Raw genomic sequence first — 23326 nt, 5'->3', positions numbered from 1 at the left:
ATCGCGCTCACCCGGCCTTACAACCTCACACCACCTGCGGATTCACGCAGTTCTTTTCCACCTTGCCATTCAGTGCATCAATCAGATTGTCCACCGCTGTCGCCGCCATGTTGTAGCGCGTTTCGTGCGTGGCGGAACCAATGTGCGGCAGCGCCACCACGTTCGGTAACGACAGCAGCGGTGAATCCACTGGCAATGGCTCTTTCTCGAACACGTCCAGCCCGGCGGCGTGAATGTCGCCCTGCTGCAGTGCGGCGATCAACGCAGGCTCATCCACCACGGGTCCACGACCAGCGTTAATGAAAATGGCGGAGGATTTCATCTTTTTGAACTGCTCTGCACCAAACATATGGCGCGTCTCGTCGGTCAGCGGCAGGATCAGGCAGACAAAATCCGCTTCCTGTAACAAGGTGTCCAGATCGCAGTAGCGGGCATTAAAGCGAGTTTCCGCGGCGTCGTGATGGCGACGCGCGTTATAGAGAATCGGCATGTTAAAACCGAAATGCGCGCGCTGGGCCAGCGCCATGCCGATGCGCCCCATCCCGACGATGCCGAGCGTTTTATGGTGAACATCGATGCCATACCAGTCCGGGCCGATGCTTTTGGTCCATTCACCGGCTTTCACCCGCTCTGCCACTTCTACCACCCGGCGCGCGGTGCTCAGCACCAGCGTCATCAGCGTATCAGCCACCGTTTCGGTGAGTGCGGCGGGGGTGTGCATCAGCAGAATTTTCCGTGCATTCAGGGCGTCGACATCAAAATTGTCGTAACCCACCGACACCGTGGAGGTCGCACGAAGCGCGGGCATCTTCTCCAGCAGCGCCGCATCCACTTTCTCGCTGGAGCCCAGTAAGCCGACGGCGTGCGCGAAGGCCTCTGCGTGCTGTTCAACCGTTTCCGGGTGCAGGTTTTTCACCTGCGTAACGGTGAAGTGGTCTTCCAGACGTTGCAGCAGATCGTCCGGGAGCGTTTTGTAGAGAATGACTGACGGCTTCATGCGTATCTCCGTTGTTTGCATAATCAGGCGTGACGAGCGCCTGCCGGGAGTTGTTGATTATTAGCAGGCTTAACAATCAGAGTTAGCCATACTGAGGCGAAAAGTGCCACCCCCATGAAAATGTACGATGCGGACGGGCTGCCGGTAGAGCCGTTCAGATAGCCCACAAACCAGGAGCCGAAGAACGAGCCAAGCGCGCCCATGCTGTTGATCAGCGCCATCGCGCCACCCGCCACGTTACGCGGCAGCATTTCCGGGATGATAGCGAAGAACGGACCATACGGGGCATACATCGCCGCACCGGCAATCACCAGCAGGGTATACGACGCCCAGAAGTTATTGGCGCCCACAGCCCACGAACCGATGAACGCGAACGCGCCAATCAGCAGTAGCGGCCAGACGAACAGCTTGCGGTTTTGCAGTTTGTCAGACGCCCATGAGGCGGCAATCATCGCAATGGTCGCGGCCAGATACGGCACGGACGAGAGCCAGCCCACTTCAACCATGCCGAGGTTTTCACCACCGGAACGGATAATGGACGGCAGCCACAGCACGAAGCCATACACACCGATACTCCAGGCAAAATACTGCATGCACAGCAGGATCACGTTGCGGGAACGGAATGCTTCGCCATAATTACGGACGGCTTTGATGCCTTGCTGTTCCTGCTCAAGCTGCGCCTGCAACGCCGATTTCTCACTGTCAGACAGCCAGCCCACCTGCGCCGGTTTATCTTTCACCAGTACCCACCAGCAGAAGGCCCACAGAATGGCAGGCACCCCTTCGATGATGAACATTTCGCGCCAGCCGAACGCCTGGATCAGATAACCGGAGACCACCGACATCCACAGCACGGTCACCGGGTTGCCGAGGATCAGGAACGTATTGGCGCGCGAGCGTTCGGATTTGGTGAACCAGTTACTGATGTAAATCAGCATGGCGGGCATGACCGCCGCTTCCACCACGCCGAGCATAAAGCGGATCGCAGCCAGCGCCGGGATATTATTAACGACACCGGTCAGCGACGCGCACGCGCCCCACAGGATCAGGCACACGAAAATCAGTTTGCGCACGCTGCGGCGTTCGGCGTAAATCGCGCCGGGGATCTGGAAGAAGAAATAGCCGAGGAAGAAGAGCGCCCCGAGCAGGGACGACACCCCTTTGGTGATGTTCAGATCGTCGTTAATGCCCGCCGCGGAGGCGAAGCTGAAGTTTGCACGGTCGAGATACGCCAGGCTGTACGTGATAAACACGATCGGCATGATGTACCACCAGCGTTTAGCTGCATTTGTAGAACTGTTCATAGGCTTGCCTCTGGGTATGAGGTGAGTGCCGCCGTTGACGGTAGGGTACACGGTGGCTGTTATTTATGCACAATGCCTGTCACGCGTCGCCAAGGGCGTCACGGGTCGGCAGACCTTCACTGTCGCCTTGCACCTGAATCGCCAGCGAGCCGATTTTGTTGCCTCGCGCGACGGCCTGGTGCAGCGTTTTTCCTTCCAGCAGGGCACTGATGACGCCAACCGCAAAACCATCACCCGCCCCCACGGTATCCACGACGTTTTCCACTCGGACGGCCGCCACAGCGCCTTTTTCACCGGTCGCCGATTTGTACCAGGCGCCGTCAGAGCCGGTTTTAATCACCACGGCCTGCACACCGCGATCAAGATAGAAATCGGCGATCGCTTCCGGCGTCTGGCGACCGGTAAGGATCATTCCCTCTTTCAGGCCCGGTAGCACCCAGTCCGCCTGTACGGCGAGCTGGTTCAGCTTTTCCACCATCTCCGCTTCGCTCTCCCACAGCACCGGGCGCAGATTTGGATCGAACGACAGCGTTTTGCCCTGCGCTTTCATCGTCCGCGCCGCGTGGTCGAGCAGTTCGTACGAGGTGCGGGACAGCGCCGCCGCCACGCCGCTCAGGTGTAAGTGGCGGGCGCGGGAGAAGTATCCGGCATAGTAATCATCTACCGAGAGATGGCTGGCCGCCGAGTCTTTGCGGAAATACTCCACAATGGGATCGGTTCCATTTTCGACCTTAGATTTCAGCTGAAAGCCGGTTCTGTAGCAGCCATCAAGGATCACGCCTTCGGCGTTAATGCCCTCTTTTTTCAGGCCGTTAAGCACGAAGCGGCCAAAGCTGTCGTCACCGACCCGGCTCACCCAGCCGACTTTCAGGCCGAGGCGCGCCAGACCGGTCGCCACGTTCAGTTCGGCACCCGCAACGCGTTTCATAAACTGTTCTACGTCCGCCAGGTCACCGGTCTCTCTGGCGACAAACATCGCCATGGCCTCGCCGATGGTGATGACATCCAGTGCATTGTCCATGGTTTACTCCTCGCGTAATAAATTGACGTAGTGGCGGGTGACGGCGGTCAGATCGCGGCCTTCCAGCGGGAACTCAATACCGCGTGGCGCGTCGCCTGGCAGGTCGTTGAGCAGCGCCAGCCAGCGCGCCGGGGCGTTATCCGGCGGTACAGCACGATAATGATGATGATGCGGCTCGGCGGCTTTAACGTGGATATAGCTGACCGCAGGCGCCAGCAGATGCGCGGCTTCTTCCGGGGATTCCCCCACCCACAGCCAGTTGCCCATGTCGAAAGTCAGCGTGACGGGCAGTTTCAGCACCTGGCAGGCGGCTTTGAAGCGCTGCATTGGCGCCAGCTGTCCGCAGTCGGTCTGATCGTTTTCCACCACCAGTGCCATGCCGGTGTTGGCGAGAATCGCGCGGAGCGGCTCCAGCGCGGCGCTGTGAGAGAAATGGCCCAGCGACAGTTTCAGCCACAGCGCGTTGAGGGTCTGCGCTTCCTGCAACAGCGCGCCGATGCGCGGGTTCAGCTTGCCATCGCGTTCAAACAGCGGCTCCGGGGCGGAATAACAGGCCAGCAATTTCTGCTGTTCGATCTCCGTCGCCAGTCGGGGCAGGTGGTTGAGTTCCTCTTCGCTGAACAGTTCGCGGCGGATTTCGACGCCGTCCGCGCCTGCGGCGGCAATGAACGGCAGCACGGCGGACTGCCCGCCCAGCGCTTTGATGCGATCGTTACCGTAAGCAGCAGTAACAACGATAATTTTTCTTCCCATCGGCTCTTTCCCCGGCGGTTACTACATTAATCTTGTAGTAACGCTAAATGGAACCGATTCCAAAGAAAAGTCGCCTTTGCTCAAATTATGATCGCAGTCACGAAGAGAATTTAACGGGCGGTTGAGCCCCTGACGATCAGCTCGCCGGAAAAGACCTGTTCGCGGATGGGTTCGTGGTTACCCTCGATACGGCGCACCACCTGCTCTACCGCGGCGAAACCGATCTGCCAGGTGGGCTGTTTGAGGGTGGTGATCCCGACGCCTGCCAGCTCCGCCCACTCCAGCTCGTCGAACCCCAGCAGGCCAATATCGCTGCCCCAGTGCAGCCCCAGCCGTTTCAGCGAGCGGGCGACCTGCAGCGTTAACGCGCCGTTGGCGGAAATGACCGCTTTACGCATTCCGCGATGGCGGGTATGGAACTGGCGCAGGGCGTTGTCGATAACGGCGCTGTCGGCCAGCGGCACTTCGGCGTTTTCAGCCATAATGCCCGGGTAGCGGGCGAGGGTGGCGCGAAAGGCGCTGAGACGCTCGCGCCGCGTATTGACGGTGCCCAGCGGTTCGCTAAGAAACAGCAGTGCTTCAAAGCCCTGATCGACAAGATGCTCGGTGGCGGTGGTGGCGGCCTGGGTGTTGTCGAGACCGACGACGTCACAGGCGAATTCAGGAATTTTGCGGTCGATAAGCACCATCGGCAGCGCCGACTGTTGCAGACGGTTTAAGCCCTCTTCGCGCATACCGACAGCGTTCACCACAATCCCTTCCACCTGATAACTGCGCAGCAGATCGAGATAATGCAGCTCCTGATTGACCTCGTTGTTGGTATTACAGACCAGCGGCGTAAAACCTTTTTCGCGACAGGCGGCTTCGATGCCGCTTAATACGTGGACGGAATACGGGTTGGTGATGTCAGCGATGATAAGACCAATCAGACGCGTGCGGCCGTGCTTCAGGCCACGCGCCATCAGGCTTGGACGATAATCGAGATCGGCGACGGCTTTTTCGATGCGCGCCAGCATGGCCTCGGAAAGCAGATGCTTTTCGCCATTGAGATAGCGTGAAATGCTGGTTTTGCCTGCTTTCGCTGCTTTTGCAACGTCACTGATGGTGGCACGCGCCTTATTCGCCATGACTGCTCCCTCGCCTGAATGTGCTAACACCTTAGCGCGAAAATGGAGGATGCTTAATCTTTTTTATTCTATACGTCGTCACGGTCAGCGGTTGATTATAACGCCTGAATATGTACAAAATTACAGGTAAACCTCATCCCGGTATCCGTGTTCAGGAGCAGGCATTGGCAAACTCATCCACCACGAAAACAGTCTTAACCGCCGCCCACTGGGGGCCGATGCTGGTTGAAACCGATGGCGACACCGTGCTGTCGTCACGCGGGGCGATCACCACCGGCTTCAGTAACTCGCTGCAAACCGTCGTGCGCGAGCAGGTACACAGCAAAACGCGTATCCGTTACCCGATGGTGCGAAAAGGTTTTCTCGCCTCGCCGGAGCAGCCGCAGGGCGTCCGTGGGCAGGATGAATTTGTCCGGGTGAGCTGGGATGAGGCGCTGGATCTCATCCACGCGCAGCACCGGCGAATTCGCGAAGGCTATGGTCCGTCGTCCATTTTTGCCGGATCTTACGGCTGGCGCTCTAACGGCGTGTTGCATAAGGCGGCGACGCTGCTGCAGCGCTACATGAGTCTCGCGGGCGGCTATACCGGGCATCTGGGGGATTATTCCACCGGCGCGGCGCAGGCGATCATGCCGCATGTGGTGGGCGGCAATGAAGTCTACCAGCAGCAGACCAGCTGGCCGTTGGTACTGGAGCACACTGACGTGGTGGTGCTGTGGAGCGCTAATCCACTGAATACGCTGAAAATAGCGTGGAACGCATCGGATGAGCAGGGCATCCCGTGGTTCGACAAGCTGCGTAATAGCGGCAAACGGCTGATCTGCATCGATCCGATGCGATCGGAAACCGTGGATTTCTTTGGCGATGCGGGCGAGTGGATTGCGCCGCACATGGGCACTGACGTGGCGCTGATGCTCGGCATTGCGTACACGTTGCAGGAAAACGACTGGCATGACCGCGCATTTTTACAACGCTGCACCACCGGTTACGAGGTGTTTGCCGGTTACCTGACGGGCGAAACCGACGGCCAGCCGAAAACAGCAGAATGGGCAGCGGCGATTTGCGGCGTCAGTGCAGCGAAAATCCGCGAACTGGCGCAGTTATTCCACGAAAACACCACTATGTTGATGTCCGGCTGGGGGATGCAGCGTCAGCAGTTTGGTGAGCAAAAACACTGGATGCTGGTGACCCTCGCCGCCATGCTCGGGCAAATCGGTACGCCGGGCGGCGGGTTCGGGCTTTCTTATCACTTCGCCAATGGCGGCAATCCGACGCGCCGCGCCGCTGTCCTCGGGTCGATGCAGAGCAACGTCGCGGGCGGCACTGACGCGGTAGATAAAATCCCGGTCGCGCGCATTGTGGAAGCGCTGGAAAACCCCGGCGGCGCTTATCAGCACAACGGGTTGGATCGCCACTTCCCGGACATCCGTTTTCTGTGGTGGGCGGGCGGCGCTAACTTTACTCATCATCAGGACACCAACCGGTTGATCCGCGCGTGGCAAAAACCGGAGCTGGTGGTGATCTCCGAATGCTTCTGGACCGCTGCCGCGCGCCATGCGGATATTGTTCTGCCCGCGACTACTTCCTTTGAACGTAACGATCTGACCATGACCGGTGACTACAGCAACCAGCATCTGGTGCCAATGAAGCAGGTGGTCGCGCCGCGCGATGAGGCGCGGGATGATTTCGCGGTGTTCGCAGATCTCAGCGAGCGCTGGGAAACGGGTGGCAGAGCGCGCTTTACAGAAGGTAAAACCGAGCTGCAATGGCTGGAGACGTTTTACGACATCGCCAGCCAGCGCGGCGCCAGTCAGCAGGTAACGCTGCCGCCGTTCAGCGAGTTCTGGCAGGCGAACCAGCTGATTGAGATGCCGGAAAGCGAGCAGAATGCGCAGTTTGTCCGCTTTGCCGCGTTTCGTGCTGATCCCGATGCGAACCCGCTGAAAACGCCCGGCGGTAAGATTGAGATCTATTCCGAACGTATTGCCGGGTTTGGTTACGCCGATTGTCCGGGACACCCGATGTGGCTGGAGCCTGACGAGTGGCACGGCAACGCGGAAGAAGGGCAACTGGCGCTGCTGTCAGCACACCCGGCGCACCGGTTGCACAGCCAGTTAAACTACACGGCGCTGCGCGAACAGTATGCCGTCGCCGGGCGCGAACCGCTGACTCTCCACCCGCAGGACGCGCAGGCGCGCGGCATTGCCGATGGCGATCTGGTGCGGGTCTGGAATGCGCGCGGGCAGGTGCTGGCGGGCGCGGTAGTGACGGAGGGCATTCGCCCCGGTGTGATTTGTCTGCATGAAGGTGCCTGGCCGGATCTGGACCCGGCGGCGGGCGGCATTTGCAAAAACGGCGCGGTCAACGTTCTGACCAAAGATCTGCCCAGCTCGCGCCTGGGCAACGGCTGTGCTGGCAATACCGCGCTGGTGTGGCTGGAAAAATATGACGGCCCGGCACTTACGCTAACGGTGTTTGATCCGCCTGCCAGCGCATAATCCAGGTCGGATGCCCGGTCTCTTCCTGCCATGCGCTGTCTTCGATACGAAAACCCAGCGCATGGTAGAAGTTTACCGCCCGGCTGTTCTTCTGATACACCTCCAGGCTGAGCTCGGGAAAGTGTTGCTTAACATGGTTAAGCAACGCGCTGCCGATGCCGCGCCGTTCAGCGTCGGGGGCGACAAACAGCGCCCCGACGAACTGTGATTCCATGACGCTCACGAATCCCTTCACCTCGCCACCCTCTTCCCACACCCAGGTCACGGCGGCGGGCAGATAAACATCGCGCACCAGCGCTTCACTTTCGTGCCAGTAGCTCTCGTCAATAAACGGATGAGCGTGGATGGTGCTTTTCATCCACAGCGTCAGCAAGGGAGTGGTATCGTCACCGCGCCATTCTCGAATCATCCCGACCTCCCCTGATGACAGAAACAGTCAACGATATGGTCGTTGACCAGACCGCAGGCCTGCATAAAAGAGTAGCAAATCGTAGTGCCGACAAACTTAAAGCCGCGTTTCTTGAGTGCTTTCGACAGGGCATCAGACGCCGGGGTGGACACGGGGATGTCGGCCAGTGTCGCCGCGGTGGTCACTACTGGCGTATGGTTAACAAACGACCAGACAAAATCCACAAAAGGCTCGCCGTTCTGCTCCATGGCAAGGAAGGCGCGAGCGTTGCCAATAATGGCCTGAATCTTACCGCGATGGCGGATGATGCCTGCATCAAGCACCAGCCGTTCCACATCCTCTTCGGTCATGGCGGCGACTTTCTGCGGATCAAACTGATGGAAAGCCTGGCGGTAGTTTTCTCTTTTTTTCAGCACCGTGATCCACGAAAGCCCGGCCTGCTGGCCTTCAAGACAGATCATCTCGAACAGCTTTTGCGCGTTTTTTTCGGCAACGCCCCACTCTTGATCGTGATAGGCGATGTAGAGCGGATCCTGACTGACCCAACCGCAACGTTGCATAGCATCTCTCCCTATTTGAATGTCTGTCATAACGAAATTGTCTCGCTTCGGCTTGACGTGTCTGTTAAAGAGACAATAGTTAATAAGGGTTATTAAAGCCTCTTCAAATAACAATACCGCCGGGTTCGGCTCTTTTCTGGAGTCGTTTCATGATCATAAAGAAATTCTGTGGCCGCTGGAGCGTACTGGTTCCGGTGTGTACTTCCGTCTGGCTCGGTCTGGCGACGGATGTTTTTGCCTGGCAACAGGAATATATCGCTATCGGCCCGCAAAGTAATACGTCGGAACGCTATACATGGGATAGCGATCACCAACCGCGCTACGAAGATATTCTCGCTGAGCGGATCAATGCTTCGCAGAATGCGGTGGGGTTCACGACGAATACCTCGAAAGGCACGTCGCCGGAGGGGATGCATACCCTGAGCGTGGGCTGGCGGGTGAATTCCGGCCTGCTGTGGGGGGTACGTCCGTGGGCGCAGTTTAATTTTAATCAGCAGGATGGCAATGATCCGTGGCAGTCGCAGTCTGACCTGTACCGGTCGGCAGGCGGGGAGCCAAACAGCAACTGGGTGGATGTCACCGTCGGCGCGGATATGTCACTGAATTCACATCTGGCGGCGTATGCGTCGTTGTCGCAATCGGACAATACCGTGTATGGCGAAAACTACCTCTACGTATTGGGCGTCAGCGCTGCGTTTTAGCCTTAATTTAGCAACTGATTTACATTTCAATTACAGAAATGACGCATTCTCTGTTGAAAGTAGGCACTAACTTACTTTTTCAACATCCACCCGGCGATTGTCGCCATGTCATTCATTCCGCGAGGCGTGCATTTCATTCCGTTCTCACGGCATTTCATGCCCTTTTCCCCCTGGCGTGAAACGCGTTTCGTTATGGTAGCGCCAGTGAATAGATAAAGGCGCATCTGCTATGAAACCTGTTACGCAACACACCCGCTGGCTGACCCTGTTCGGCACTATCGTGACACAATTCGCGCTTGGCTCGGTCTACACCTGGAGCCTCTTCAACAGCTCACTCTCAGACAAACTCAACGAACCGGTAAGTCAGGTGGCGTTCTCCTTTGGCCTGTTAAGTCTCGGGCTGGCCATCTCGTCATCCGTTGCCGGTAAGTTGCAGGAACGCTTCGGCGTGAAGCGTGTAACGATGGCCTCCGGCGTTCTGCTGGGACTGGGATTTTTCCTGACGGCGCACTCCGGCAGCCTGATGATGCTCTGGCTGAGCGCGGGGATCCTGGTGGGACTGGCGGATGGCGCGGGTTATCTGCTGACGCTTTCCAACTGCGTGAAATGGTTCCCGGAACGTAAGGGGCTGATTTCTGCCTTCTCGATTGGCTCTTACGGTCTCGGTAGTCTGGGCTTTAAGTTTATCGACAGCCATCTGCTTGCCAGCGTCGGTCTGGAAAAAACCTTCATTATCTGGGGCGCTATCGTCCTGGTGATGATTGTCTTTGGCGCGACGCTGATGACCGATGCACCGAATCAGGTGGTGAAAACGTCCGATGGCGTGGCGGCGAATGACTTTACTCTCGCCGAATCCATGCGCAAACCGCAGTACTGGATGCTGGCGGTGATGTTCCTGACCGCCTGCATGAGCGGCCTGTATGTCATTGGTGTGGCGAAAGATATTGCCCAGGGCATGGTGCACCTCGATGTGCTGACCGCCGCCAATGCGGTGACCGTTATCTCCATCGCCAACCTCAGTGGTCGGCTGGTGCTCGGCATTCTGTCTGACAAAATCGCCCGTATCCGCGTCATTACTATCGGTCAGGTAATTTCGCTCATCGGTATGGCCGCTCTCCTGTTCGCGCCACTGAATGCAATGACGTTCTTTGCGGCTATCGCCTGCGTGGCCTTTAACTTTGGCGGCACCATCACCGTGTTCCCGTCGCTGGTCAGCGAATTCTTTGGCCTCAACAACCTGGCGAAAAACTACGGGGTGATTTATTTAGGCTTCGGTATCGGCAGCATTTGCGGGTCGCTGATTGCCTCTCTGTTTGGCGGCTTCTATGTGACCTTCTGCGTCATCTTCGCGCTGCTGATCCTCTCACTGGCCCTGTCGACGACGATTCGTCAGCCAAAAGCAGAACTGTATCAACACGCCCACGCCTGATCGTTCCGAAAAGGAAAAGCCGGGAAACCGGCTTTTTTTGTCTGTAATTTGTCTGAAAACTGAGCAGAAAAGTTGTTTTTTGTGCTGAACAAGACTTGAACTTTTGTAAAGCTTTGCCTGAATCACACTTCCCGCTGTAATTATTTCTTAATGTCGTGGTCTACTTACCGCGCTTGTAGACGTTTCTTATAACGATTTGTTAAGCGATTACTTAATCTGCTGACTGTCACGCGACAGGTATGTCAGTTTTTTACCCCCTTATTCCAGGGTTGCTTGCATGAATTATATTAAGTCCCTCACCCAGCAGAGGCTGTGTCTGATGCTGGCGGTGTACATTGGTCTGTTTCTGAACGGCGCGGTTTTGTTCAGACGACTCGAAGGTTATCTGGAGCACTTTACTGCAAGAAACGGAATTTTTGCTGTCATCGAATTGTTTGGCTCGGTGCTTGCCACTTTTTGCGTGCTGCGTCTGCTGTCGCTGTTCGGACGCCGCCCGTGGCAAATACTGGCGACGCTGATTGTTATCGTCTCTGCCGCAGCCAGCTATTACATGACCTTTATGAATGTGGTGATTGGCTACGGCATTATTGCCTCGGTCATGACCACCGACATCGATCTGTCGAAAGAAGTGGTTGGTCAGGGCTTTATTCTCTGGACGATAGTGACCAGCCTGCCGCCGTTGTTCTTCATCTGGAGTAACCGCTGCCGCTATACGTTGCTGCGCCAGTTGCGCACTCGCGGGCAGCGCGTGCGTCATGTCGCGGTGGTGGTGATGGCCGGTCTGCTGGTCTGGGCGCCGATCCGGCTGATGGAGCAGCAACAAAAGACAATTGAGAAGGCGACCGGCATTGATATGCCGAGCTACGGCGGTGTGATCGCGAACTCCTATCTGCCGTCGAACTGGCTTTCGGCGCTGGGCCTGTATGCCTGGGCGCAGGTCGATGAATCCTCCGACTATAAATCACTGATCAACCCGGCGAAAAAGTTTACCTATAACGCTCCCGGCAACGCGCTGGATGATACCTATGTGGTGTTTATCATCGGTGAAACCACGCGCTGGGATCATATGGGCATTCTGGGTTATGACCGGGATACCACGCCGAAACTGGCACAGGAGAAAAACCTGGTGGCGTTCCGCGGCTACTCCTGCGATACGGCGACGAAACTCTCGCTGCGCTGCATGTTTGTGCGCGAGGGCGGTGCGGATGAGAATCCGCAGCGTACGCTGAAAGAGCAGAACGTGTTTGCGGTACTGAAGCAACTGGGCTTTAGCTCAGACCTGTTCGCAATGCAGAGCGAAATGTGGTTCTACAGCAACACCATGGCGGACAACATCGCTTACCGCGAGCAGATTGGCGCTGAACCGCGCAACCGCGGTAAAAACGTCGACGACATGCTGCTGCTCAATGAAATGTCGGTATCGCTGAAAGAGCACGAAAAGGGTAAGCATCTTCTTATCCTGCATACCAAAGGTTCTCACTGGAGTTATTACCAGCGTTACACCCGTGATTTTGCGAAGTGGCAGCCGGAATGCATCGGGATTAACAAATTCTGCAGCAAGCAGGAGTTGATCAACGCTTACGACAACTCAGTGCTTTATGTGGATTCCTTTATCAGCCAGGTGCTGGACCAGTTGCGCGACAAGAAAGCGATTGTTTTCTATGCCGCGGATCACGGCGAGTCGATCAACGAGCAGGAGCACCTGCACGGCACGCCGCGTAATCTGGCGCCGCCAGAGCAATTCCGCGTGCCGATGATGGTATGGATGTCGGATAAGTATCTGGAAAATCCGGCCAACGCCGACGCCTTTGCGCATCTGAAGCAGCAGGCGGAAATGAAGGTGCCACGCCGTCACGTTGAGCTGTACGACACCATCATGGGCTGCCTGGGCTACACCTCGCCGGACGGCGGAATTAATGAGAATAACAACTGGTGCCATATCCCAAATACCGCGAAAGGCGTAATAAAATCGCAGTGATGGCGACTTTCTCGGCGATCGGATGGCTTTTTCTCAATAAGGGATTGACGGGGTAGCATCACGGCAGTAATATGCGCCCCGCATTCGGTGATTGGCGCAGCCTGGTAGCGCACTTCGTTCGGGACGAAGGGGTCGGAGGTTCGAATCCTCTATCACCGACCAAATTCAAAAAGCCTGCTCAACGAGCAGGCTTTTCTGCATCTAAGCCCGGGAGGATGAGAACCTCCGGGGGCAGAGGTTCGACTCGAGCGGAGCGAGAGAACGTTGCACAGCAACGGCCCGAAGGGCGAGCCACGCAGTGGCGAGTTATCCTCTATCACCGACCAAATTCAAAAAGCCTGCTCAACGAGCAGGCTTTTCTGCATCTAAGCCCGGGAGGATGAGAACCTCCGGGGGCAGAGGTTCGACTCGAGCGGAGCGAGAGAACGTTGCGCAGCAACGGCCCGAAGGGCGAGCCACGCAGTGGCGAGTCATCCTCTATCACCGACCAAATTTGAAAAGCCTGCTCAACGAGCAGGCTTTTTTGCATCTAAGCCCGGCGAGTCATCCTCTATCACCGACCAAATTTAAAAGCCTGAAATGCCCGGCGGCGCTTCGCTTGCACGGTCCTACGGGAATATGACATCCAGGTCGGGTAAGCGTAGCGCCACCCGACAAACACAAGCGGAAACTCGCCAAAATCCCGTTGATCCCCACTTCTCACCATTAGTTAACTATTTTGTGACATATTCCATTGTATTTTTTTATATTTGCATAGTTCTTTTTCCGCGTTACTTATGGATAAGCGCAGCATTTTCCGCTAACCCTTTTACGCTTACTGGTATTAATCGCTCAGATATTCACCATTCTGCACGAATTTTTTGCCATTTTGCATAAATGTTAATCACTATTTGTTGCGGAATATGGAGAGAGTTGTGCTGCTTTGTGGGGCGTAGCATAAATTTCCCTGCTGAAAATAACACGCCGAACTTTTTTTAATCTTTGTTTGCTGATTCTCACCCTTGTTGTAAATCCTGGTTACCTGTATTGACGTTTGCACATTCTGTTGACAGATTGTAGGGCATGAGGGGCACTTTAAGGACAATCTGCACTGCAACTCAGTCGACCTTGTGAAAGGATTCCCCATCTCTCATAACGCTTTCGGGCACTGCCGACCAGACCGGGCAAAAAACAAATAAAGGCTGGCGGACAAAACACAACAGACAACATCACATTCGGAGCACAACAATGAGTATTTCCTTGAAAAAGTCAGGGATGCTGAAGCTTGGACTGAGCCTGGTGGCAATGACAGTCGCAGCAAGCGTGCAAGCAAAAACCCTGGTCTATTGTTCAGAAGGCTCGCCGGAAGGCTTTAACCCACAGCTGTTCACCTCTGGTACAACTTACGATGCCAGCTCGGTGCCAATTTATAATCGCCTGGTTGAATTCAAAATCGGGACGACAGAAGTAATCCCTGGTCTCGCTGAGAAGTGGGAAATCAGCGCAGACGGTAAAACCTACACGTTCCATCTGCGTCAGGGCGTGAAATGGCAGGATAACAAAGACTTTAAACCGACCCGCGATTTCAACGCTGATGACGTCGTCTTCTCTTTCGATCGTCAGAAGAATGATAAAAACCCGTACCACAAAGTGTCTGGCGGCAGCTACGAATACTTTGAAGGCATGGGCCTGCCGGATCTGATCAGCGAAGTGAAAAAAGTGGACGATAACACCGTTCAGTTCGTGCTGACCCGTCCGGAAGCGCCGTTCCTCGCCGACCTGGCGATGGACTTCGCGTCCATTATGTCCAAAGAATATGCTGACAACATGCTGAAAGCCGGTACGCCGGAAAAAATCGACCTGAACCCAATCGGTACCGGTCCGTTCCAGCTGCTGCAGTACCAGAAAGACTCCCGTATCCTGTACAAAGCGTTCGCAGATTACTGGGGTACCAAACCGCAGATCGACCGTCTGGTGTTCTCTATCACCCCGGATGCGTCCGTGCGTTACGCCAAACTGCAGAAAAACGAGTGCCAGGTGATGCCGTATCCGAACCCGGCTGATATCGCTCGTATGAAGCAGGACAAAAACCTGAACCTGATGGAGATGCCGGGCCTGAACGTGGGCTATCTCTCCTACAACACCGAGAAGAAACCGTTTGACGACGTGAAAGTGCGTCAGGCGCTGACCTACGCGGTGAACAAAGAAGCGATCATCAAAGCGGTTTATCAGGGTGCAGGCCAGGCCGCGAAAAACCTGATCCCGCCAACCATGTGGAGCTACAACGACGACGTTAAGGATTACACCTACGATCCTGAAAAAGCCAAAGCACTGCTGAAAGAAGCGGGTATGGAAAAAGGCTTCAGCGTTGACCTGTGGGCGATGCCGGTACAGCGTCCGTACAACCCGAACGCGCGCCGTATGGCGGAGATGATTCAGGCTGACTGGGCGAAAGTGGGCGTTACCGCTAAGATCGTCACCTACGAGTGGGGCGAGTACCTGAAACGCGCGAAAGCCGGTGAACACCAGACCGTCATGATGGGCTGGACCGGTGATAACGGGGATCCGGATAACTTCTTCGCCACCCTGTTCAGCTGCGCGGCGGCCAAAGACGGTTCCAACTACTCTCGCTGGTGCTACAAGCCGTTTGAAGATCTGATTCAGCCGGCACGTGCCACTGACGATCACAACAAGCGTATTGAACTGTACAAACAGGCTCAGGTAGTGATGCATGACCAGGCTCCGGCGCTGATCATCGCTCACTCCACCGTGTATGAGCCGGTGCGTAAAGAAGTCAAAGGCTATGTGGTTGATCCATTAGGTAAACACCACTTCGAAAACGTCTCTGTTGAATAATTAAAAGCAACGCCGGGTGGCGCTACGCTTGCACTGGCCTACAAATCGTAGGCCGGGTAAGCGTAGCGCCACCCGGCAGCAGTGCTTTATCCCTTGCCAGTTGGCGAGTGGAGAAAGATTTGTGAGCAATACAGACGCACCGTCACCAGGCGGGGCGTCATTATAGAGAATACGGGTTATGTTGCAGTTTATCCTCCGACGCCTGGGATTAGTTATCCCGACGTTTATCGGTATTACCCTTCTCACTTTTGCCTTCGTCCATATGATCCCCGGCGACCCGGTAATGATTATGGCGGGTGAGCGTGGTATCTCCCCTGAGCGTCATGCACAGCTGCTGGCCCAACTTGGCCTCGATAAGCCAATGTGGCAGCAATATCTTCACTATATCTGGGGGGTTCTGCACGGCGATTTAGGGATTTCGCTGAAGAGCCGCCTGCCGGTGTGGGACGAGTTCGTGCCGCGTTTCAAAGCGACGCTGGAGCTCGGTGTCTGCGCCATGATTTTTGCGGTTGCCGTGGGTATCCCGGTTGGGGTGCTGGCTGCCGTTAAACGTGGTTCCATTTTCGATCATACTGCGGTTGGCCTCGCGCTGACCGGCTACTCCATGCCTATCTTCTGGTGGGGCATGATGCTGATTATGCTGGTATCCGTACAGTGGAACCTGACGCCCGTCTCCGGACGTATCAGCGACTCCGTCTTCCTTGACGATACCCTGCCGTTGACCGGCTTTATGCTGATTGACACGGCCATCTGGGGCGAGTCGGGTGATTTCATCGACGCCTTAGCGCACATGATCCTGCCCGCCGTCGTGCTCGGCACCATCCCGCTGGCGGTGATTGTGCGTATGACCCGTTCGGCGATGCTGGAAGTGCTGGGTGAAGATTACATTCGTACCGCACGCGCTAAGGGGCTGACCCGCATGCGCGTGATCATCGTCCATGCGCTGCGTAACGCGATGCTGCCGGTGGTGACCGTTATCGGTCTGCAGGTCGGTACGTTGCTGGCAGGGGCGATCCTGACCGAAACGATTTTCTCCTGGCCGGGCCTGGGGCGCTGGTTGATTGACGCATTGCAGCGTCGTGATTACCCGGTCGTTCAGGGCGGCGTTCTGCTGGTCGCGACGATGATCATTCTCGTCAACCTGCTGGTCGATCTGCTGTATGGCGTGGTGAACCCGCGTATTCGACATAAGAAGTAAGGGGCCATCATGTCACAAGTTACTGAAAATAAAGTTGTCGCAGCACCGGTGCCAATGACCCCGATGCAGGAGTTCTGGCACTACTTTAAACGCAACAAAGGCGCCGTCGTGGGGCTGGTGTACGTCGCCATTATGATTTTCATCGCCGTGTTCGCGAACTTTATCGCGCCGTATAACCCGGCGGATCAGTTCCGCGATACGCTGCTGGCGCCACCAGCATGGATGGAAGGCGGGAGTATCTCGCACCTGCTCGGTACCGATGACGTTGGTCGCGACATCATGACGCGACTGATGTACGGCGCGCGCCTGTCGCTGCTGGTGGGCTGCCTGGTCGTGGTACTGTCGCTGGTGATGGGGATTATCCTCGGCCTGGTGGCAGGCTACTTCGGCGGCATAGTGGATACCATCATCATGCGTATCGTCGATATCATGCTGGCGCTGCCAAGTCTGTTGCTGGCGCTGGTGCTGGTGGCGATATTTGGCCCGTCCATCGTTAACGCTTCGCTGGCGCTAACCTTCGTCGCCCTGCCGCACTATGTGCGTCTGACGCGCGCGGCGGTGCTGGTGGAGGTGAACCGCGATTACGTCACCGCCTCGCGCGTGGCGGGTGCCGGGGCGATGCGCCAGATGTTCGTCAACATTTTCCCGAACTGCCTTGCGCCGCTGATTGTTCAGGCGTCGCTCGGTTTCTCTAACGCCATTCTCGATATGGCCGCTCTTGGCTTCCTTGGCATGGGTGCGCAGCCGCCAACACCGGAGTGGGGCACCATGCTCTCCGACGTGTTGCAGTTCGCGCAAAGCGCCTGGTGGGTCGTCACCTTCCCGGGTGTCGCTATCCTGCTGACGGTGCTGGCATTTAACCTGATGGGTGACGGGCTGCGCGATGCGCTCGATCCCAAACTGAAGCAGTAAGAGGCACGAGATGGCGTTATTGAATGTAGATAAATTATCGGTGCACTTCGGCGACGAAGGCAGCGAGTTTCGCGCCGTAGATCGTGTGAGCTACAGCGTGGATCAGGGTGAAGTCGTCGGCATCGTCGGGGAATCCGGCTCCGGTAAATCGGTCAGCTCGCTGGCGATCATGGGGCTGATTGACTATCCCGGCCGCGTGATGGCGGAAAGCCTGGCGTTTAACGGTCAGGATCTGAAGCGCATTTCCGAAAAAGAACGCCGCCAGCTGGTGGGCGCGGAAGTGGCGATGATTTTCCAGGATCCGATGACCAGTCTGAACCCCTGCTACACCGTCGGCTACCAGATTATGGAAGCTATTCAGGTGCATCAGGGCGGGAACAAGAAAACGCGTCGTCAGCGGGCGATTGACCTGCTGACGCAGGTCGGCATTCCTGATCCGGCGTCGCGTCTTGATGTCTATCCGCACCAGCTTTCCGGTGGGATGAGCCAGCGCGTGATGATCGCCATGGCGATCGCCTGTCGTCCGAAGCTGCTGATTGCCGACGAACCGACCACTGCGCTCGACGTGACCATTCAGGCGCAGATCATCGAACTGCTGCTGGAACTGCAGCAGAAAGAGAACATGGCGCTGATCCTGATCACGCACGATCTGGCGCTGGTGGCGGAAGCGGCACACAAAATCATCGTGATGTACGCAGGCCAGGTTGTCGAAACCGGTGAAGCGCAGGATATTTTCCGTGCGCCGCGCCATCCGTACACGCAGGCGCTGCTGCGCGCGCTGCCGGAATTTGCGCAGGACAAAGCGCGTCTGGCCTCGCTGCCGGGCGTGGTGCCGGGCAAGTATGACCGCCCAACCGGTTGTCTGCTCAACCCGCGCTGCCCGTATGCCACGGAAAAATGCCGTGCTGAAGAACCGGCGCTGAACGTTGTTGACGGTAGCCGTCAGTCAAAATGTCACTATCCGCTCGATGATGCCGGGAGGCCCACATTATGAGTTCGCAAGAGGCCACCCTGCAGCAGCCATTGCTGCAGGCTATCGACCTGAAAAAACATTATCCGGTGAAGAAGGGGCTCTTCTCGCCGGAGCGTCTGGTGAAAGCGCTGGACGGCGTATCGTTCAGCCTCGAACGCGGTAAAACGCTGGCGGTGGTGGGCGAGTCCGGGTGCGGGAAATCCACGCTTGGTCGTCTGCTGACGATGATCGAAACCCCGACGGGCGGGCAGCTCTATTATCAGGGGCAGGATCTGCTCAAGCATGATCCCCACGCGCAAAAGCTGCGTCGACAGAAGATCCAGATCGTCTTTCAGAATCCGTACGGTTCGCTGAACCCGCGTAAGAAAGTCGGGCAGATCCTCGAAGAGCCGCTGATAATCAACGCCTCGCTCAGCAAAGAGGAGCGTCGTGAGAAAGCACTGGCGATGATGGCGAAAGTCGGGCTCAAAACCGAGCATTACGATCGCTATCCGCACATGTTCTCAGGCGGTCAGCGTCAGCGTATCGCCATTGCCCGTGGTCTGATGCTTGACCCGGATGTGGTGATTGCCGATGAGCCGGTGTCGGCGCTCGACGTCTCCGTCCGCGCGCAGGTATTAAACCTGATGATGGATCTGCAGCAGGATTTGGGGCTTTCCTACGTCTTTATCTCTCACGACCTGTCAGTGGTTGAACACATCGCCGATGAAGTGATGGTTATGTATCTCGGCCGTTGTGTGGAGAAAGGCACGAAGGATCAGATTTTCAGCAATCCGCGTCATCCGTACACACAGGCGCTGCTGTCTGCGACGCCGCGTCTGAACCCGGACGACCGCCGTGAACGCATCAAGCTCACCGGCGAGTTGCCGAGCCCGCTGAATCCACCGCCGGGTTGCGCCTTCAACGCCCGCTGCACGCGCCGTTTCGGTCCCTGCACGCAGCTACAGCCGCAGTTGAAGGAGTATAACGGTCAACTGGTTGCCTGCTTTGCGGTTGACCAGGATGAAAACGGCGAAAAGCCGCTGGCGTAATGTAACAACCTTTTGTGGCGATAAACGGGCAGGTGACGATCACCTGCCCGTTATTCAACATATTACTGCGGGTACGGCACCCAGTCGCCGCCATTCAGCCGGACATAGGGTTTGCCCTGATACTGAATAACCACCGCGTTTGAGTTCTCAGACACCGGCGCCGTTTGCGGCAGATTACTGGTGTACTGCTGCCAGTTTACGCTGTCCTGGGTGAACATCTTGCCATCCACCGCACGAACCACCAGTTCAGAAATCGCCAGATAGCTGCTTGGCTGGGTGATTTCCACCGCCGCGCCCTGATGCGGCGTTTTCATGCCGAAGAATTTCACCGCCGCAGGGACGTTCGTGATCGACGGGCTTGGGATATCGCGCAGACCAGAGACCTGCATTTTATCGCCTCTCAACGCGCCGCCATGTTCCGGCACCACCAGTACCATCACTTTACGCCCGGATTTCTCCAGTTCAGTGAAGAACTGATCCAGCTCGTCAAACAACTTCTGCGCGCGCGCTTTGTAATCCGCCGTTTTGCTCTGGCCCGGATAGTGGTTACCGTCGTGTAACGGCAGGGTGTTGAAGAACGTCGCCGTCCGGGGAGCGTTGGCTTGTTTCTGCTTATCAAGCCAGCGGTTGAGGTTAGCCAGATCGTCATATACCGGCGAACCGTCGAAGCCGAGCAACTGCACCGGCAACCCTTTCTGATCCATCAACGGTGCCTGCATGCCGCCCTGGTTACGCACCTCTTTCAGGAAATCGCCAAACACACCGTCATGCCCCAGCATCAGCTGTTCGGTAAAACCGAGACGGGCGAGATCGTCAAAGATATAGCACTCATTGCCCGCCGGTTGATAAAGGTTGGTATGCGATGGCTGCCCGCAACTGGCGCGCAGCAGACGAATCGCCGCCGGGCCGCTGTAGGAAGTGCCGGAGTTAAAGTTTTTAAACACAATATCGAAATGCGCCCACAGCGGGTGCTGCATCAGCCCGGCGGCGTCGATGTCCGACCACGACAGCGAACAGATGTTGATGATCAACACATCGAACGGCTGCGCATCGGCTGGAAGGGCGGTCGGGAAGGTGATTTTCCGCTTCTCTTCCGCCGAATAGAAACTGGTCAGCCAGGCGTTCAGGTTCGCGGAGGTTGGTGGCGCGGTTTGCGCCGGGATATCGCCGATCACCGGCTTATCACCCGCCGCCGCGATCGTCGCCGCCGCCTGGCCGCCGGTGGTGGTGACCGTGGTTGTCGGTTGACCACCCGGCCACAAGGTAAAGGTCGGGCCGATCAGGGTGATGGCGGTCAGCCAGATCATAATGGCGACCACAAAAATCGTCACCCGCACCCACTGGGTTAAAAACAGCCAGGCCACCAGCAGGACAAAAAAGGCGCCAACCATCTGCCAGTTAATAAAACGGGTCACGAGATCGAGAATGTAGTCGGCGCTGAAACCGGCCACCTGCGATCCCTGGCTCATAATACTTTCCGGGCCGGGCAGCCAGGTGTCATGCCAGAACAGGCCAAAGCCAATCGGGATGGCTATCCAGTTACGCCATTTGTGCAGCCGTGAACTGGGGATCGGCAACAGCAAAAACGCCATGAACACCAGGTTTTTCATGGGGTGGAAATTTAAGTATCCCGCCCACAACAGACCAAACTTCACCAGAAAGTAGAAGTTCCACCCGGAAAGTCCGCGCCAGTATTGCCAGAGGGGAGATGGCCTCGTAGCGGTGTGAATTGAATTAGTCATTTTTTCGCTTTGCCCTGAACGTTCGGTGTTCGGCGAAGTACGCCAGCCGGTTTCACATAACGAGGTTTAAAAAACATCATCCGTAACGTGGTTTCAATTCGACGCCGGAAATGGCGCGCCACATAGCCCAGCGGGAAGAAGATCAGTGCGCAGAGCACGATCAATTGCAGAATATCGCTTATCGACATCATGATGCCTGCTCTCCATGAGACTCAGCCAGTCGGATCGCTTCCGGGATACGACGCCAGCTACGTCCGTCGTGCTCAACGTTCATCACTTTTTCCGGTCCTGTGGTGATCGGCAGCGGCGTTGTCCAGCGCTCTGGTTTGACCGCCCGCATCTGCAGGATTTCCGACGTGATTTGCTTGTCCTCAAACCAGACCATCCGGTTAGAAAAGACATCGCCCGTCGGCAACGGGAAGATGTGATTGAGCGCGGTATCGAGATCGTTAATACGGCAGAAAGACAAAAACAGCACCAGCCGGTTTTCGCCGATGGTCACGATATCGCCCGTCCGGTTGGGGCGGCAGAGCGTTACCGCCTGCTCGACGCGCAACCCAGGCGCCGGGCGCAACGCGACCATCACCCCGCGTCCGTCCGCAGGCAGAAGCGGGTTGGTCATCATGTTATGCACCGCTTCGCAGAACACGTCCCATTTCTGGAATCCACGCAACTTGAGCGGCTGCGTCATCGACAGCAGGGTGGCGATATCTTCCGGCACATGGCGATTAAACAACTGCCGCTGAACACTTTCGATCAGCGTCAGGCAGCGTGACAGCGGCGCATTCCACGGCACCACGATATTCGCGCCGCAGCCGAGCAGCAGGCGTTCGTCAGTCGCGCGCAGGCTGGCGGTGTTCTCACGCACGATGATTTTCAGTGCGCTGCCGCGTTGACGGCGCAGCGTATGAATATAGGTGGCGAGCTGTTCAATCTGCGCGTTTTGCGCGACGGTGAAGATGATGGTGGCGGCCTGCGCGGTGCGCGCGGCGTTAAAGACCGCATCGTTGGTATCCAGCAGCGTCCAGTATTCAGAGAGCGGCGGCGCGCCTTCCAGCACGGCAATATTGCACAGCACGTCTTTCTCGTCGCTGCGGGGTTGCACGACGGCTTCGACCTCTTGCGATACCCGCCATCCATTATCATCCTGAATGACTGGAAGCTGTTGTCGCGCACTTACGCCTTTGTCGTTACACCAGAATGCAATATCGAAAAGATAATTATCGCCCTGAAAACGCACACTTGCGAGACCGGATAGCGAACGATATTCACTCAGCAGCAGAGATAACTGTGTGTCAGTATTATTACCGGGATTGATGATTAATAGCGTGCAATGATGATATTGTACCCACCTTTGCATTTGTGCTACCCATCCGCGAAGTTTATTGGGCGTAATATTTTGCAGCGCATTATCGCTGCATAACAGGATAAATAAAGAATGCGCCGGTTCGATAGTGCAGAGGAGATCCCGGCCGAGCGAGTATAGACCATTTTCATCATTTGGCATGGAAAACAGACGTATTTTTTCCGGTCCGCGATCGGGGTTTAATTTTACAATCTTTTTCGGGTTTTCACCCATCACCACAGCAGCAACGGCGGCCTCTTTATTTTGCGCGGTTAAGGTATGGTTGAGCAGACTTACCGCGTCCTGATAACGGTCAGTATTAAGCCACCACACGCCACCAGCAGGCATCTGGCTGACTTCGTCCCACAGTGATTGAATACCAATAGAAAATATGGGCTCCACGGTGTCCCTCATCGATTCAAATTTACCTGTTAATCAGTTTACTAGCGAAAGCGAGAGAATAAACCTAACATTGAAATTAAAGAACATCAGATTTAGCATGTAAACCGTATT

18 protein-coding genes, 1 tRNA gene, 2 other RNA genes and 1 pseudogene are annotated in these 23326 nt (G+C 56.4%); 12 read left to right on the top strand and 10 right to left on the bottom strand.

What is annotated here, in order from left to right:
• Positions 1-25 precede the first annotated feature (25 nt).
• From ghrB to AOY23_RS00890, 5 genes are all read right to left on the bottom strand, one after another.
• Positions 26-997, bottom strand: coding sequence for a glyoxylate/hydroxypyruvate reductase GhrB (ghrB, locus tag AOY23_RS00910; RefSeq protein WP_054177983.1), 972 nt, complete (start codon positions 995-997; stop codon positions 26-28).
• Positions 998-1020: 23 nt separating this feature from the next.
• A complete protein-coding gene (locus AOY23_RS00905; protein ID WP_054177982.1) occupies positions 1021-2301 on the bottom strand; it encodes an MFS transporter in 1281 nt (426 codons plus the stop codon).
• 79 nt (positions 2302-2380) lie between these two features.
• The gene (locus AOY23_RS00900; protein WP_054177981.1) at positions 2381-3322 is read right to left on the bottom strand and encodes a sugar kinase; all 942 of its coding nucleotides are present in this window, start codon (positions 3320-3322) and stop codon (positions 2381-2383) included.
• 3 nt (positions 3323-3325) lie between these two features.
• Entirely contained in the window at positions 3326-4075 is a 750-nt protein-coding gene (locus tag AOY23_RS00895) for a sugar phosphate isomerase/epimerase family protein (protein ID WP_054177980.1), read from the bottom strand.
• 110 nt (positions 4076-4185) lie between these two features.
• Positions 4186-5202, bottom strand: a complete 1017-nt coding sequence (locus AOY23_RS00890; RefSeq protein WP_054177979.1) for a LacI family DNA-binding transcriptional regulator — start codon at positions 5200-5202, stop codon at positions 4186-4188.
• A 164-nt stretch (positions 5203-5366) separates the two neighbouring features.
• On the opposite strand from AOY23_RS00890, the gene AOY23_RS00885 reads away from it, so the two are divergent.
• Positions 5367-7700, top strand: a complete 2334-nt coding sequence (locus AOY23_RS00885) for a molybdopterin guanine dinucleotide-containing S/N-oxide reductase (RefSeq protein WP_072170894.1) — start codon at positions 5367-5369, stop codon at positions 7698-7700.
• Here AOY23_RS00885 and AOY23_RS00880 read toward each other — a convergent pair.
• Complete coding sequence (locus AOY23_RS00880) at positions 7663-8109, bottom strand: N-acetyltransferase (RefSeq protein ID WP_054177978.1); 447 nt, start codon at positions 8107-8109, stop codon at positions 7663-7665. The genes AOY23_RS00885 and AOY23_RS00880 overlap by 38 nt on opposite strands.
• Positions 8087-8669 (bottom strand): annotated as a pseudogene (gene tag / locus AOY23_RS00875) (DNA-3-methyladenine glycosylase I). Before tag ends, AOY23_RS00880 begins: the two are co-directional and overlap by 23 nt.
• A gap of 149 nt (positions 8670-8818) precedes the next feature.
• On the opposite strand from tag, the gene AOY23_RS00870 reads away from it, so the two are divergent.
• The 11 genes from AOY23_RS00870 (at position 8819) to dppF (ending at position 19726) form a co-directional block, all read left to right on the top strand.
• Entirely contained in the window at positions 8819-9370 is a 552-nt protein-coding gene (locus AOY23_RS00870) for a hypothetical protein (protein ID WP_054177977.1), read from the top strand.
• A 229-nt stretch (positions 9371-9599) separates the two neighbouring features.
• Positions 9600-10799, top strand: coding sequence for an L-lactate MFS transporter (locus tag AOY23_RS00865; RefSeq protein WP_054177976.1), 1200 nt, complete (start codon positions 9600-9602; stop codon positions 10797-10799).
• Positions 10800-11076: 277 nt separating this feature from the next.
• Entirely contained in the window at positions 11077-12777 is a 1701-nt protein-coding gene (gene eptB / locus AOY23_RS00860; protein WP_054177975.1) for a kdo(2)-lipid A phosphoethanolamine 7''-transferase, read from the top strand.
• An 85-nt stretch (positions 12778-12862) separates the two neighbouring features.
• A tRNA-Pro gene (locus tag AOY23_RS00855) sits at positions 12863-12939 on the top strand.
• 32 nt (positions 12940-12971) lie between these two features.
• A non-coding RNA gene (locus tag AOY23_RS21395) (RtT sRNA) lies at positions 12972-13103 on the top strand.
• Between the two features lie 32 nt (positions 13104-13135).
• Positions 13136-13267: non-coding RNA, RtT sRNA (locus AOY23_RS21390), on the top strand.
• 737 nt (positions 13268-14004) lie between these two features.
• Complete coding sequence (gene dppA, locus AOY23_RS00850) at positions 14005-15612, top strand: dipeptide ABC transporter periplasmic-binding protein DppA (protein ID WP_054177974.1); 1608 nt, start codon at positions 14005-14007, stop codon at positions 15610-15612.
• 178 nt (positions 15613-15790) lie between these two features.
• Positions 15791-16810, top strand: coding sequence for a dipeptide ABC transporter permease DppB (dppB, locus tag AOY23_RS00845; RefSeq protein ID WP_054177973.1), 1020 nt, complete (start codon positions 15791-15793; stop codon positions 16808-16810).
• Between the two features lie 9 nt (positions 16811-16819).
• The gene (gene dppC, locus AOY23_RS00840; protein WP_054177972.1) at positions 16820-17722 is read left to right on the top strand and encodes a dipeptide ABC transporter permease DppC; all 903 of its coding nucleotides are present in this window, start codon (positions 16820-16822) and stop codon (positions 17720-17722) included.
• Positions 17723-17732: 10 nt separating this feature from the next.
• Complete coding sequence (gene dppD, locus AOY23_RS00835) at positions 17733-18716, top strand: dipeptide ABC transporter ATP-binding protein (protein ID WP_054177971.1); 984 nt, start codon at positions 17733-17735, stop codon at positions 18714-18716.
• Complete coding sequence (gene dppF / locus AOY23_RS00830) at positions 18713-19726, top strand: dipeptide ABC transporter ATP-binding subunit DppF (protein WP_054177970.1); 1014 nt, start codon at positions 18713-18715, stop codon at positions 19724-19726. The genes dppD and dppF overlap by 4 nt, the downstream gene beginning before the upstream one ends.
• Positions 19727-19788: 62 nt before the next feature.
• Here the strand turns inward: dppF and bcsG are convergent, their stop codons facing one another.
• From bcsG to bcsE, 3 genes are read right to left on the bottom strand one after another with little or no spacing between them, the layout of a single operon-like run.
• Positions 19789-21468 carry a cellulose biosynthesis protein BcsG gene (bcsG, locus tag AOY23_RS00825; RefSeq protein WP_054177969.1) on the bottom strand — a complete coding sequence of 560 codons (1680 nt, stop codon included), beginning with the start codon at positions 21466-21468 and terminating at the stop codon, positions 19789-19791.
• The gene (bcsF, locus tag AOY23_RS00820; protein WP_054177968.1) at positions 21465-21659 is read right to left on the bottom strand and encodes a cellulose biosynthesis protein BcsF; all 195 of its coding nucleotides are present in this window, start codon (positions 21657-21659) and stop codon (positions 21465-21467) included. The genes bcsG and bcsF overlap by 4 nt, the downstream gene beginning before the upstream one ends.
• Entirely contained in the window at positions 21656-23227 is a 1572-nt protein-coding gene (bcsE, locus tag AOY23_RS00815) for a cellulose biosynthesis c-di-GMP-binding protein BcsE (RefSeq protein ID WP_152958336.1), read from the bottom strand. Before bcsE ends, bcsF begins: the two co-directional genes overlap by 4 nt.
• Between the last annotated feature and the right edge of the window lie 99 nt (positions 23228-23326).

Source organism: Trabulsiella odontotermitis (assembly GCF_001297775.1).
In the GTDB taxonomy this organism is placed as follows: Bacteria; Pseudomonadota; Gammaproteobacteria; order Enterobacterales; family Enterobacteriaceae; genus Trabulsiella; species Trabulsiella odontotermitis.
Note: the sequence above shows the minus strand (reverse complement) of the source record. Positions and strands in the feature narration are given on the sequence as shown.